This is a genomic window from Mucilaginibacter sp. P25 (assembly GCF_050859465.1).
GTDB classification, from domain to species: Bacteria; Bacteroidota; Bacteroidia; order Sphingobacteriales; family Sphingobacteriaceae; genus Mucilaginibacter; species Mucilaginibacter gossypii.
The window spans coordinates 3,536,714-3,549,791 of sequence record NZ_CP193937.1 but is presented as its reverse complement, the minus strand read 5'-3'; the positions used below and the strand labels follow the sequence as shown (position 1 = coordinate 3,549,791).

The window sequence follows — 13,078 nt, the reverse complement described above, 5'->3', positions numbered from 1 at the left end:
TAACATACCTCTAACCTCTAACCTCTAACCTCTAACCTCTAACCTCTAACCTCTAACCTCTAACCGCTAACCGCTAACCGCTAACCTCTAACCGCTAACCGCTAACCGCTAACCTCTATGGATATTCAAATCGCAAACACCCTGTTTGATGAAGGCATTTTCTCGGCCATGTATAAAGCAGGCTTTATAACCACTAAAGTATTTGTGTACCGCGAAATTTATTTATGGGTGAACGCCCAGCAGCAAACCCGTGGTATTAATAAAAATCAGGCTGTGCTTGAGGCAGAAATCAAGTTTAATAAGGACGAACGCACTATTTGGCGTGCACTCAACTGTTTTTCTGAAAAAGCAGCTTAAAAATTCTTCCACTGACAAAACACTGTCACCAGATTAAAAGAAATTTGTATCGACATTTGTTATATCAATCAGCTAAACAAAAAATAGCCCATAGCCAGAATCAGCCGAAGCAAATTCAATTCATTCAAAAAATTCGGGGTCAGATAAACAACTGACAAAACACTGTCACCATCCAAACAAAAAATAACAACGACCTTTGATACATGCCAGCCGGCATTATAAGACGTAAAAAAACGGCCGCTATTACAAGCTAATTAACAATCCCCAGTCCATCTTCAGGACTTTCTGACTTCCCGACTTTCAGACAAAAACAATACCAATATGAGCTACAAAATTTATTTATACGATACCGAAACCGACTGCATTGGTTCGGGTAATTTATCATCAGTTTACATACAAACCCAACTTGAGGCGGCAGCGGGCGATGACGTTGAAGTACACATCAGTTCGGTAGGCGGCAGTGCATTTGATGCCATCGCTATTTATGATCTGCTTAAAAAGTATCCCGGTAAAATTACTACCTATATCGACGCGCTGGCTGCCTCGGCAGCTTCAGTTGTTGCAATGGGCGGCAGAAAAGTGATCATGAGCAAATACGCATTGCTTATGATTCACAAACCTATGGTTGGCACAGGCGGCAACGCCGATGAACTCTTAAAAGATGTACAAATGTTAAATGTAGTTCAGGAGCGCCTGGCACAGATCTACATGGACAAATCCGGGTTAGACGGAGTTACCGTAAACAGCTTGATCAACTCCGTCACCTGGATGACTGCCGATCAGGCCCTTGATCTCGGCTTTATCGATCAAATAGAAGATTATCAAACAGAGATCACTAACAGCGCGCTTATTAAAAACTATACAAACGCTGCCCCAGCAGTTTACCAGCGATGCATCAACAAACTCTTAAACATAAATAACAACAGCATGAACATCGAAAACAAAGAACTCATTGAGAAAACCACGTCGGTATTAAACAAGATCATGAATTTTTTCAAAAAAGTGGTAAACAAGCAAACCATCACCGATAAGGGAACGCTGCACCACGCAGACCAAATTGAAGAAGGTGCCGAAGTTTACCAGGACGAAGACATGACTACGCCCGCCATAAGCGATACTTATACCTGCGCCGATGGCAAACAACTGGACGTTAAACACGGAAAGATTCAAACGGTAACACCTGCTGACCCTGAAACAGCACCGGAAGCAGAGGATGAAGACGACAACCTGCCGGAAAGTAAATTTAAATCGACAAAAAAACTGCTGATGTACAAAACCGTATGCAGCAGTTAAAAGCCCGCCTGCATGCACAAAACGCACTGTTGACAGAAGCTCGTAGCGCGCTTGAGGAAGCCAACAACCGCCTGCAAAAAACACGTACTGAAGTAAAGAACGAAATCAAATCAACCTTTATACCTGAAAGTTCAAAGCGCAGCAATAAAACCCATTCAGAGCCTGCTCCATTCTTTGCCCCACAAACCGAAATCGCGAAAAACGCTGTAAAAAAAGCTATCGCTTCCTAAACAAATCAACATACCATCTAAACCTTATCATATCTAATTAACTCTTTCTCACTATCCCTATACGTTAAAACAATCAAAAGCTCCCCCTTTAGGGGGCCGGGGAGCTAAACTTTATGGCTCAATTTACATTTACAAACAACACCTACGCCGGCGAAGCGCTGGCAGGATTTATGGCAAGCACATTACTGGAAGCTGATTCGGTTAAGCGTGGCCTGCTCACAGTAATCAACGACGTAAAAGCCCGCAAGGTGATCCTTGATGTTGATGACGACGTTGTATTGCAAAACCCATCGGGCATCTTTACCGATCAGGGCACAACCGCCCACCAAACGGAAAGCTATCTTGACCCTGTGGTTTACGAATTCATGAAACAGGAGCAATGGGATAAACTTGCGCAAAGCTGGGAAGCCCAGTCGCTTAAACCAGGTGCCTTTATGGATTACGAAGGTGTGGTTGACCTGTCGGACTTTATGGTACAGCGTTATTTAACAAAAATCCAGATTGCTAACGAACGCTTGTACTGGCTTGGCAAAAGCGCCACTAAGGAAGCTGCCTTTACAGCCGACTTCCCCGGCCTGCTCCTATCAATAGCTGCGGCTTCAGGCGTTTACAAAGTAGGGTTAAGCAAACCCGCCACCTCATTGGCAGCTACCGCAATTGATGCAAACGGCATTGTAACCGTGGCCGATACCTCAACCCTCTCGCTGATGGCGATGTTGTTACAATCACCGCGGTAACCGGCACCAGCAAGGATACTACCAATGGCGCGCCAGGCATAGCTGTTCAGGGCCAATCTTACTTTATTCAGGTAGCGAGCGCCACCTCGTTTAAGCTGGTGCGTAACTACAACGAAGTTAACAGCCGTAAGCCCGCAACTTTTAGCGGCACAGCTACCGCGGCTATAGTAAACTACATTAACGTAAGCAATGTATTGCAGGTGCTGGGCAGCGTTTACGCCCAGCTTGACCCTGCCGATAGGATACAGGAAGATTTTAACTTACAGATTCCTTTACATGTGGGTTATGCGTATGCCCAGGCGCAGGCAAACAAGGCATTAAACGTTATCAACGCTTTTACCGATATGAAAAAGATGGACTACCTGGGTATTCCGCTCCAGATCATGAACCACTGGCAGGCTAATACCATTTTAGGTGCAAGGTCGTCAAACCTGTTCCTTGGTGTCGACCTGTTAGGTGATGCTTCTGAGCTATCAACCGTTTACCTGAAGCCTTACACCAACGATAACGTGGTACGCATGAAAGCCCGTATGAAAGCGGCCGTAAATTTCAAATTTGCCAACGAACTGTTCTACCTCTCTGCTTAGTGAATTGTTGATTGGGTTGGTTAGGTGAGTGGTTATTGACTCTTTACCCTATCCTTAACTAACCCAATCAACTTAATCAACCATTAACTTAATCAACCAATAATAACATGTCAATTTATAATAAAATAAACGCAGGTTTTAGCCTGGGTACGGATGAACCTATTACCTCGGGTATTGAGGATGTGATCTATATCTTTAATGCGGATGATATTGTGCTCACTTACGACACCAGCAACCCGCTTATTGTTAAAGGATTAACCGCTGTGAGCAATGCCAAAGTTTACAAATTTGAAGGAACAAATAACAGTTTCAATACTACTTCTAAACAAACAAAAACACAGGTAGGCCCGCGTTATACCGAAGAGATAGATTTCAACATAGCAGGTTTATCTGTTGATATCAAAGGCCAGCTTATGGCCATGGGATATGGCCGCGTACGCGCCATAGCGGTTAATAACTATAAATCAAGCGATTCGGCTATTGAACTTTTTGGCGCGGTAAACGGATTGATCCTAACCGATGCCGAACGTAATGCCGCAGATGAATCACTTGACGGTGGTTACAAACTGAAGCTTACCAATCCTGATAAAATGAAAGAGCCCTACCCTCCCCGCGCGGTATCTATTGCTCCCGGCACTGGTAACGCCACTTATGCCAGCACTTTATCAGCTATCGAGGCGCTGGTTACAGCATAATCATTGTGTCATGAGGTCATTAGTCATTGTATAATGGCTAATGACCATTAAAAGATCCTTTTTCTATAACCTAAAACTAATGACCAAATGACTGATGACGCAATAACAAAGAAATACATGCTTAAACCCGGCTTTCATCAATTTGCACCTGGTTCGGCAGCAATACATTGCAATGAAAACCTGAGCGATGAAGAAGCAGAATGGTACTTACAACGATATCCACATATAGAAGCGCTGTTTGCTCCCCGTCACCCTGAAGGGGAGTTATAATCCAATCTAAGAATAGGCGCAAATCAATGGCTAATAAAGATTCAAACAAAGGAGGTTCAAAATGAAAACCTACCTTCCGCAAATTGAACGGCGAATACTGGTAAGGCCAAACCAAACCTATGGTATTCTTAATTATGACCTGGATAATGCTTATCCGCAGCGCATGCTCGAGTTGGTAGCCGGATCACCTACAGCAAAAGACTGCTGGAACAAACGAACAAAATTCATTGCCGGTAACGGGTTTGAACAAAGGGACCTCGGCAAACAGGTAATTAACTCTAAAGGCTTGACCCTTGCCAAACTATTAAAGGCATTGGCTACCGACAAAGCACTTTTCACTGGTTTCGGCATTCACCTAAATTACAATGCTGATTTTAAGATTGTATCAGTAAGCTATGTGAAGTTCGAAGATATCCGCATGGGTGATACTGATGCCCCGGAAACAGCCGATAAATACGCGCTATACTCGGATTGGGGCCGCAAAACCTGGAAAAACATCATGCGCAGCAAGATCACTTTTTTAGACAGGTATAATCCTGATCCGCAGGTGATCCGGGAACAGGTATCCCGGGCCGGCGGATGGGAACATTACAAAGGACAGTTGTTTTATTTTAATCCGGAAGTTGATGATTACCCGTTAATTGAAGCAGATTCGGTATGGGAGGATTTTGAAACCGAGGCCGGGATCAAGATTTTCAACAACAGGGAGGTAACCACCGGGTTTCTGCCATCAACCATGCTTTTTATGCAGTCGCGCCGCGAGGAGGCCGAAAACACCAGGCCTGATGCCGATGAGTACTCAGCGGCCAATATCCCATCGCAGCTTGAAAAAGACCTCGGCGCATTTCAGGGTGCGAAAAGCGCGCAAAAGATCATCGTAATTGAATATGAAGATGAAAACTCAAAACCGGAATTCAAAGCCTACCCTATTCAGAATAACGATAAGCTGTTTGAAACGACGGAACGATCTGTCGAAGCCCGCATCATTAAAGGCTTTTCGGTGCCAAAAGAATTGATTAACGCCGAAAAATCATCAGGGTTAAGCAACGGCAGCGAAAAGAAGCAGGCTATTCTTGAGTTCAATGACAATACCGCGGCCGACAGGCTTGACCTGTCAGAAACTTTAGCTGAAATTTTCAATCGTTTTTACAGAAATATAAATCCCGGTAATAACTGGAACATCGTACCCGTAACAGCGATAGCAGCCGATGATAGCCCGGGTATCAAGGCCGGAAACGCCATCAACGGGCTCCTGCAATCGGCCATTCCTCAAAAAGCAAAATAGCCGCTTTGATATACGCTTATGGTTTTAAACAAGCAGAAGCTGAAGCTATGTGTCCGTGATTTAAGTCATAAGTCTTTAATTGTAAGTTCTAAGTATAAAGAAATACTGACTCAAGGCCTTAGACTTAAGACTTTCGACTTCCAGGTCAATCAACACAATCGTAAATAACATTTTCAAATCCCTTAACAGGAGTTAGGAGGCCATGCCATGATCTATTTAATTAATCAAACCATATTTCAACAATATGAAGATATTAACGTAAACATTAAACCCGAACGGCTCAAAGTATTTATCAAAAAGGCCCAGGAGCTCGACCTAAAACCATTTTTAGGATATGCTTTGTACTACCAGCTAATAACCTATTGCAATGATGACGGCACTATAAAAGATGATGCGCCGCAGGCTTATAAAGATCTGTTAAACGGCAGCGAATATCTTGACGAGTATGGCCGCATCGTATTATACGAAGGCCTCGCTCCCGCCCTGGTTTATTTCACCTTTGCCCGCTTTATTGAAAACGACGCTATATACTACACTGCAACTGGACCAGTTATTAAACGCCACGATAACGGCGATGCCCTTTCATCGCCCGAGATTGTAAAACTGGTGCAGCAGCAGCGCAGTATAGCCAATGCTTATACCAATGATATAGAAAAATTTTTAAGAGATAACCAGGAAAACTTTCCGCTTTGGCGCTACAACGAAAAGAATAAAAGCAGCCGCCAGTCCGGTCCGCGGATCCGTGGTATCGACAAAAATGATTTCAACTATCCGGGCACAATTAACAATTACAATTTACCAATAACCGAATTTTTAAACTGATGGCGAACGATAAAAAAATAAGCGAGCTCCCGATAGCAGAAACTATAAATACCGAAGACAGATCAATCCTGATCAGCAACAATGCCGATTATCAATTCGATTTTGCCACCCTGCTTCAATTTATCAATTCAGGGCTAAACGCCGGAGCTAACCTAACCTTCGGCCCGGTGCTTCCGCAAAACACAAGCGGTAAAAACGGGGACGTATTTATAAACACTGCAGCAGGCTCCTTTGCGCAAAAAATAGCAGGTGTTTGGACAATTGTTTACACCATAGCCACCGGAAGCAGCGGCGATACCACCGTGCTATATGGCACAACCAGCCCCAGTACGTCAACCGGTAATAATGACGATACATTTATAAACACCGTAAGCGGTATATTTTACAAAAAGACCGCCGGAGCATGGAACCAGGTATTCTCTATGCAAACAGGTCCGCAGGGACCACAAGGGGCAAGCGGAACGGATGGTACCAATGGTACAAACGGCAAAACCATATTAAACGGGCTAACCAATCCGGCAAACAGCCTGGGTACCGACGGTGATTTTTATATCAACACCTCCTCTTATTATTTTTTCGGCCCCAAGACCGCCGGTATCTGGGGCAGCGGAATTTCATTGATAGTTTCGGGCGTACAATTTGAAGAAACTGCGAACAAAAACACCCCCAACGGCTATGCGGGTTTAGATGGCAGCGGAAAGATTTCGGCAGCCCAACTCCCCGGCTATGTTGATGATGTACTGGAGATTGCCAATTATGCATCCCTGCCGGCGATCGGAGAAACCGGAAAAATCTATATTACTACCGATACCAACAATGAATACAGGTGGGGCGGATCGGCATACATCCAAATTGTCGCGTCGCCCGGTACTACCGATGCTGTACCCGAAGGCGCGACAAACAAATATTTCACGGTATCGAGGGTTTTAAACGCTGTACTTACAGGTATCGGATTCGGGAGTGCCTCGGCAATATCAGCAATCGATAGCATTTTGCAGGCTTTAGGGAAGCTGCAAGCGCAAATTACCGGTTTATTTAAGATTCCTTCGGGAGGGGCAAGTGGGCAGATCCTGGCAAAAAACAGCAATACTGATGGTGATTTGCATTGGATTAATGCGCCTTCTGGTAGTGGCGGGGGCGGCTCGTCTGAACCATCCGGGCAGATTAAATCTTTCAGGGTTGATTATGGAGCTGTTGGGGATGGTGTGACGGATGATACGGCGGCGGTTGCAAATGCTTTAGCTGCCAATAAGAGAATATTTGACAATGGCGATTTCTCGGTTACTGCTTTTGATAATACAAAGGGGGTAACTATAGAGGGCGACGTTAAAATTTTAAAACAAACCACCTATCTAAAACAGCAAATAAATAGCTATGCTGATAAATACCAAAGAGTATTCGGTGAGGAGTATTTATCTTCATTTCACAAAAAGCTATTAGCTAAAACAGCTGTTAAGGTAATTCTTTCAGGAGATAGCACAACCGCGGGAACTGGTGCAAGCTCAAATACTTATCACCCGGATATACTTCTTAATCAAATTACTTTAAATAATCACATAGATAACGTTACATATATTAACAGCGGTGTAGGAGGGCAAAGTACTGCCTACTGGCTATCGACTGCTTTACCGGCAGATTTAGCCCAAAATCCTGACGTATACATTTTACGTTGGGGAATAAATGATTCGTGGGTTGGAGGTACTCCCGAAGCTAATGCTATTGCTTTTTTAGGGCGTTTGGATACTGGACTGTCTACCATCAGGAGTACAACGGGGTTTGATTATCAGCATTTAGCTATTATTCTTCAATCGCAAAATCCGACGACAGACGATGTTAATGGACATCAAGGGCAGATTTTTAATGAGCTTGTTAATAACGGTCTAAGAGCATTGGCGCGAAAGTACCAATGTATTTTTCAAGACATATACGGTACTTTTCAAGATAGTGTGCATGGGCAGGATTACCTAACAGCCATAAACATATCACTACCAAACGAATTAGTTCACCCGCAAGACCCGCTTTATGTAGCAATTGCTAATAAGACATTTGATGTTTTGTTCCCTGAATATTTTAGAGCCCCTGATGTTGTTGATGCCGGGCAATCAGGACGTTTATTTTCTGCGTTACCATCTGCGTATCGTAAGGGTATTACATACGAATATGTTGAATCGTCTAACGGGTGGCCTATTAGCGGATTTCTTATAACTCATCATCTTAGTAATGATATGTATAGGCAAGAATTAGCCTCGTTCGATGGAACTAACAACGGTAAGTTATACGTTCGTGTAGGATGGTCAATATCGGGCTGGCAGTCTTTTTACATTTTATCCCCGGTTCCAACTGCACTCGTTTATGACGGTACTCCAGGAGGGATAACACTTTCTAAATCGCCATCTGCGTTTCCGACGGGGATATGTACCGATTTTGTTTTATCCTCTGATGGGTGGCCGATTAATGGAATGGTGATAACTCATAGATCGAGTATTGGTACCGTTAAACAAACACTATCCTCTTATGATTCTGTAACGAATGAGTTTGTAAGGGTTGGATATGGTTCTTGGCAAGCGTGGAAGCAGGTTACGTTAGTTTAATGGGTATAGTTTCCCGCAATGCGCTTTATAAGCTACTCTCATGGCGAATCAACATGTTTAAAGAAGTAACACTAACTTAATTTATAATTATAAATTCGCATAAGAATTGTAGATAATTAATATTTAATAATAAGTTTAAAAAACGTTTGTTGATAGCTTCGTTATCACTCAATATTTTATTTGTATTGTTTTTTGTGGGTAAACGGCTGTATTATGGCAATTGGCTGTTTTTTCATCCCCAAAAGCCATCAGATACCGAACAGCGTTGGTCGAATTTTTTAAAATCAAAGCCCAATAAAAATGAAATTGTTTTTTAGGAACAAGCATTACGGAAGGATTTAATGTTGAAAGAGGATTTGATAATCCATTTGTTAAGAACATGGGTTTTGCTGGTAGTATATCAGAAAATGGTATAGAAGTAATTAACAGGCTGATTTATCGTAAACCGAAAAGGCTTTTTATTGAATTTGGGATAAATGATTTTAGATATGCGATACCTTCAGATACTGTTATCGCTCATCTTGTTACAATGATAAACTTAATAAAAACGAAATCACCGAGTACAGGCATATTTGTTGAATCGATTCTCCCTACGTCGTTAGACACTTTAAATACAAAAATTGTAAGGTATAATAAGGATGCCAAAAGTATTTGCGATAGTTCTAATGTAACGTTTATTAATTTGTATCCCGAGTTCTTAAAAGGAGATAAGATAGACCCTGATCTTACGATTGATGGTATCCACCTTAGTCAAGCAGGATATTTTAATTGGCGCAGGCTCATAAAAGGCTATGTTAATTGAATTTCTCTGAATCTTAAAGCCCGATTAAATCTTTTTTTGGAGTTTTATGATTTACCATACCTATCAAAATCGCATATAAAAAATATTACCAGGCGTTTTATTTTTTAATGGGGATTTTGAGATTTTGCTCACCATCATTATAGCGCAAGCAATTAAATACCCGCGCATTTCTCAACCAATTTATAATATCTACATCATGACAACATTTGAACACAGAGAGATCAGGGGCATTACCATAAAGAATATGATAGTCACCATAGCCAGCACCGTAAGCATTGTTGTTTCGGTAATGACAGGCTACTTCCAATTGAAAGGCGACATTAAAGATATCCGTTCATCGCAGGAAACACAAAGCAGGATCAATGAGATCAGGTTGAAAGTACTGGAAGGACAAGTTAATGTATTACAGCAGGAAGTCCGTGGATTAAAAGAGGGGAAGAGATCTTAAAAAAAAGTTTAAGAGGTGTGCCCAGAACGAGATTCGAACTCGTACATCCTTACGAATGCCACCCCCTCAAGATGGTGCGTCTACCAATTTCGCCACCTGGGCTTTTAAAAAATGTGAGAATCTTTCAATTCTCACATTCTAATTTTTCTTACTTTAAAAAAGGCGTGCCCGAAGAGAGACTCGAACTCTCAAGAGACAATTCTCAACGGCTTCTGAGACCGCAACGTTTACCAATTTCGCCATCCGGGCTTATCGTTTTATTAACAAGCGTGCAAATATAATCGTTTCCGGCAAATTGCAACTTAATAAATTAAAAAATCAATATTATGTTGTTTAACGGCCTTTGAAAATCTAACTTAGGTTTCATAAAACTCTTTATATCACACGTAATGAAACTAAACCGCATTTTTATTTCAAGTATCTTACTTTGTTCTTTGTGGTTCAATTCTGTCCTGAAAGCACAAACTATTACCGTTTTACAACAGGATAAACCAACAAGCATCCGTGGTTTATCTGTAGTTGATGATAATACGGCATGGATAAGCGGCAGCAAAGGATACATCGCCAAAACAAACGATGGCGGCAAAACCTGGGACTGGCAGCAAATAAAGGGCTATGAAAAATCCGACTTTCGGGATATTGAAGCTTTCAACGATAAAGAGGCCGTAATCATGAGTTCGGGCACGCCGTCCCTCATCTTGAAAACGGTTGATGGCGGACAAACCTGGCATGAAAAATATCGAAAAACGGATACCACCTATTTTTTAGACGCCATGGATTTTGCCGATAACCTTCATGGCTACATCTTGGGCGACCCGATCAACAATAAATTTTTATTACTGGAAACCAAAGACGGCGGTGAAACCTGGAACGAGTCGAATAATGCCCCAAATGCACTGCCTGGAGAGGCATCGTTTGCCGCAAGTGGCACATGCCTCAGAGTATCGGACAAAGAGGCGATATACATCGTTTCAGGGGTAGTAACGCCAGGCTTATTTCCTTACAGCCTCACAATAATCAATGGCAGTATTCAAACCTTCCACTTACACATGAAAAAAGCAGTGAAGGCGCTTTTTCAATATCGATAGGGCAAAATACCGGTATCATTGTTGGGGGTGATTATGCCAGTGATAAAAAAACAGATTCAGTGGCGACTATCCTGGCGGTTCACCCTGTCCTCACATTTACACCATCCCAAACAGGGCCGGCAGGGTTTCAATCAAGTGTTGAGCACATAAAATCCGGAATGTTTCTTTCTACAGGCACACCCGGGAGCAATATTACAACAAACGGCGGCCAAACATGGAAACAAATAGATAGCACAAGTTTTAACGTTTGCCGTAGGGCAAAACACGGTAAGCTTGTATTATTAGCCGGGAATAGTGGTAAAATAGCCGTTCTAAAATTGTAGTTTACTGGTTTTTAACGGCTTAAAAAACCTTAACATTAATTTAAAAAATAGCTTGCAGGTAATAATTAGGAACCCTATATTTGCACCACTTTAAACGGAAACGGTTAACCGAACCGAAAAAGTTTAAAGAATGATTCCGTAGCTCAGCCGGTAGAGCATAACACTTTTAATGTTGGGGTCCTGGGTTCGAGTCCCAGCGGGATCACAAAGCCTTTGAAAAGAGGCTTTTTCATTTAAAAACAAAAGCTGCCTTTAAACAGCCACGCCTTAGTAAGCGAAAAATTTAAAGAAAGATTCCGTAGCTCAGCCGGTAGAGCATAACACTTTTAATGTTGGGGTCCTGGGTTCGAGTCCCAGCGGGATCACGAAAGGCACAAGAAATTGTGCCTTTTCTCATTTAAACCGCACCCAATATTGTTTTAACATATAGAAGCCCTTCTTCCGTTCAGGTTGAGTCGTGTCGAAACTACTGAACATCTTTTTCGTTATATTGCTCCACAATTAAGCATAACCAATACTAAAAATGACCGGCGGTAATAAGAACGATAAGGTGAATATGAAAACGCTTGCGAAAGAGCTTAACCTTTCAACCGCAACTATATCCAAAGCGCTTCGCGATAGCTATGATATAAGTCCTGAAACCAAACTGAGGGTAATGGAAGCTGCCAGGCGTTTAAATTACGTACCTAACGCTTATGCCAGCAGTCTCCGCAAACAAAGCAGCAATACTATAGCCATCATTATACCCGAAATTGCCGACAGCTTTTTTAGCCAGGCCATTAACGGAATTGAAAGTATTGTCGCGCCAAAAAATACCATGCGCTGATCTACCTTTCCCATGACAGTTATGAACGGGAAGCATCCATGTTTAACGACCTGGCCAGCGGACGCGTTGATGGCCTCATTATGTCGGTAGCCAGCAGCACCCAGGATACCGGACATATTAAAACATTACAGGAAACAGGCATCCCCATAGTTTTTTTGACAGGGTTTGCGAGGATATTACTGCGGATAAAATAGTAACCGACGACTATAATAGCGCTTACAACGCAGCCACACACTTGTTGCAAGCCGGATGTAAAAACATCTCACTGGTTACCATCAGTGGATATCCTTCTATTTTAACCGCCCGGGAACAAGGATATCGCAACGCTTTAACTGAAAATGGGTTTGTAGTTAAAGATGCAGAAATAGTAACCTGCTCCAATAAATATACGGAGGAAAACGTAAATATGATCAAAGCGCATTTGACGACCGTTAAACCAGATGGTATCATAGCTACAGTTGAGCAGTTGGCTACCGCAACTTATCTGGCTTGCGATGAACTGAAACTACAGATCCCTCGTGATGTAAAAGTTATTTGCTTTACCAATCAAATTACCGCGGCCATACTTAATCCATCGCTTACTACAATTTTACAACCTGCGTATGATATGGGGAAGCAGGCAGCGGAAACCCTTTTCGGCCGTCTGTCCGGGCGGCTTAATGAAGCCAAGCAGGAACTGATAATGCCATCGCAATTAATAGCAAGAGCATCAACAGCCAGTTAG

At 42.5% G+C, this 13,078-nt stretch carries 17 protein-coding genes and 4 tRNA genes; 18 read left to right on the top strand and 3 right to left on the bottom strand.

Annotated features, from left to right (window positions below):
- The first annotated feature begins 117 nt into the window (after nt 1–117).
- From ACRQ5D_RS17890 to ACRQ5D_RS17845, 10 genes are all read left to right on the top strand, one after another.
- Entirely contained in the window at nt 118–357 is a 240-nt protein-coding gene (locus tag ACRQ5D_RS17890; RefSeq protein ID WP_091163227.1) for a hypothetical protein, read from the top strand.
- Nucleotides 358–678: 321 nt separating this feature from the next.
- Nucleotides 679–1,650 carry a head maturation protease, ClpP-related gene (locus ACRQ5D_RS17885; protein WP_432326118.1) on the top strand — a complete coding sequence of 324 codons (972 nt, stop codon included), beginning with the start codon at nt 679–681 and terminating at the stop codon, nt 1,648–1,650.
- Complete coding sequence (locus ACRQ5D_RS17880) at nt 1,638–1,880, top strand: hypothetical protein (protein WP_432326116.1); 243 nt, start codon at nt 1,638–1,640, stop codon at nt 1,878–1,880. The genes ACRQ5D_RS17885 and ACRQ5D_RS17880 overlap by 13 nt, the downstream gene beginning before the upstream one ends.
- 113 nt (nt 1,881–1,993) lie before the next feature.
- Entirely contained in the window at nt 1,994–2,617 is a 624-nt protein-coding gene (locus tag ACRQ5D_RS17875) for a hypothetical protein (RefSeq protein ID WP_091163225.1), read from the top strand.
- Between the two features lie 98 nt (nt 2,618–2,715).
- Nucleotides 2,716–3,204, top strand: coding sequence for a hypothetical protein (locus tag ACRQ5D_RS17870; protein ID WP_091163224.1), 489 nt, complete (start codon nt 2,716–2,718; stop codon nt 3,202–3,204).
- A 107-nt stretch (nt 3,205–3,311) separates the two neighbouring features.
- A complete protein-coding gene (locus ACRQ5D_RS17865; protein WP_091163223.1) occupies nt 3,312–3,899 on the top strand; it encodes a hypothetical protein in 588 nt (195 codons plus the stop codon).
- A gap of 87 nt (nt 3,900–3,986) precedes the next feature.
- Nucleotides 3,987–4,169, top strand: a complete 183-nt coding sequence (locus ACRQ5D_RS17860) for a hypothetical protein (protein WP_432326114.1) — start codon at nt 3,987–3,989, stop codon at nt 4,167–4,169.
- A gap of 61 nt (nt 4,170–4,230) precedes the next feature.
- Nucleotides 4,231–5,454 (top strand): hypothetical protein, encoded by a 1,224-nt coding sequence (locus tag ACRQ5D_RS17855; protein ID WP_432326112.1) that lies wholly within the window; start codon nt 4,231–4,233, stop codon nt 5,452–5,454.
- A gap of 207 nt (nt 5,455–5,661) precedes the next feature.
- The gene (locus ACRQ5D_RS17850; RefSeq protein WP_091163220.1) at nt 5,662–6,276 is read left to right on the top strand and encodes a hypothetical protein; all 615 of its coding nucleotides are present in this window, start codon (nt 5,662–5,664) and stop codon (nt 6,274–6,276) included.
- Nucleotides 6,276–8,867, top strand: a complete 2,592-nt coding sequence (locus ACRQ5D_RS17845; RefSeq protein ID WP_432326110.1) for a GDSL-type esterase/lipase family protein — start codon at nt 6,276–6,278, stop codon at nt 8,865–8,867. The genes ACRQ5D_RS17850 and ACRQ5D_RS17845 overlap by 1 nt, the downstream gene beginning before the upstream one ends.
- A gap of 168 nt (nt 8,868–9,035) precedes the next feature.
- On the opposite strand, the gene ACRQ5D_RS17840 is transcribed toward ACRQ5D_RS17845, so the two are convergent.
- Nucleotides 9,036–9,248, bottom strand: a complete 213-nt coding sequence (locus ACRQ5D_RS17840; protein WP_432326109.1) for a hypothetical protein — start codon at nt 9,246–9,248, stop codon at nt 9,036–9,038.
- Here ACRQ5D_RS17840 and ACRQ5D_RS17835 point away from each other — a divergent pair.
- On the top strand, nt 9,193–9,669 hold the full coding sequence (locus ACRQ5D_RS17835) for a GDSL-type esterase/lipase family protein (protein ID WP_432329801.1): 477 nt from the start codon (nt 9,193–9,195) through the stop codon (nt 9,667–9,669). The two genes, ACRQ5D_RS17840 and ACRQ5D_RS17835, sit on opposite strands and share 56 nt — an antisense overlap.
- Nucleotides 9,670–9,865: 196 nt before the next feature.
- The gene (locus ACRQ5D_RS17830; RefSeq protein WP_091163217.1) at nt 9,866–10,117 is read left to right on the top strand and encodes a hypothetical protein; all 252 of its coding nucleotides are present in this window, start codon (nt 9,866–9,868) and stop codon (nt 10,115–10,117) included.
- An 18-nt stretch (nt 10,118–10,135) separates the two neighbouring features.
- Here the strand turns inward: ACRQ5D_RS17830 and ACRQ5D_RS17825 are convergent.
- Both ACRQ5D_RS17825 and ACRQ5D_RS17820 read right to left on the bottom strand, forming a co-directional pair.
- A tRNA-Leu gene (locus ACRQ5D_RS17825) sits at nt 10,136–10,219 on the bottom strand.
- A gap of 63 nt (nt 10,220–10,282) precedes the next feature.
- Nucleotides 10,283–10,366: transfer RNA gene (locus tag ACRQ5D_RS17820), tRNA-Leu, on the bottom strand.
- Nucleotides 10,367–10,506: 140 nt separating this feature from the next.
- On the opposite strand from ACRQ5D_RS17820, the gene ACRQ5D_RS17815 reads away from it, so the two are divergent.
- From ACRQ5D_RS17815 to ACRQ5D_RS17790, 6 genes are all read left to right on the top strand, one after another.
- Complete coding sequence (locus ACRQ5D_RS17815) at nt 10,507–11,205, top strand: WD40/YVTN/BNR-like repeat-containing protein (RefSeq protein WP_432326106.1); 699 nt, start codon at nt 10,507–10,509, stop codon at nt 11,203–11,205.
- A gap of 455 nt (nt 11,206–11,660) precedes the next feature.
- A tRNA-Lys gene (locus ACRQ5D_RS17810) sits at nt 11,661–11,733 on the top strand.
- Between the two features lie 87 nt (nt 11,734–11,820).
- A tRNA-Lys gene (locus tag ACRQ5D_RS17805) sits at nt 11,821–11,893 on the top strand.
- 158 nt (nt 11,894–12,051) lie between these two features.
- Entirely contained in the window at nt 12,052–12,354 is a 303-nt protein-coding gene (locus ACRQ5D_RS17800) for a LacI family DNA-binding transcriptional regulator (protein WP_432326104.1), read from the top strand.
- A gap of 38 nt (nt 12,355–12,392) precedes the next feature.
- Nucleotides 12,393–12,548 (top strand): hypothetical protein, encoded by a 156-nt coding sequence (locus ACRQ5D_RS17795; protein WP_432326102.1) that lies wholly within the window; start codon nt 12,393–12,395, stop codon nt 12,546–12,548.
- A 41-nt stretch (nt 12,549–12,589) separates the two neighbouring features.
- Complete coding sequence (locus ACRQ5D_RS17790; RefSeq protein ID WP_432326101.1) at nt 12,590–13,078, top strand: substrate-binding domain-containing protein; 489 nt, start codon at nt 12,590–12,592, stop codon at nt 13,076–13,078.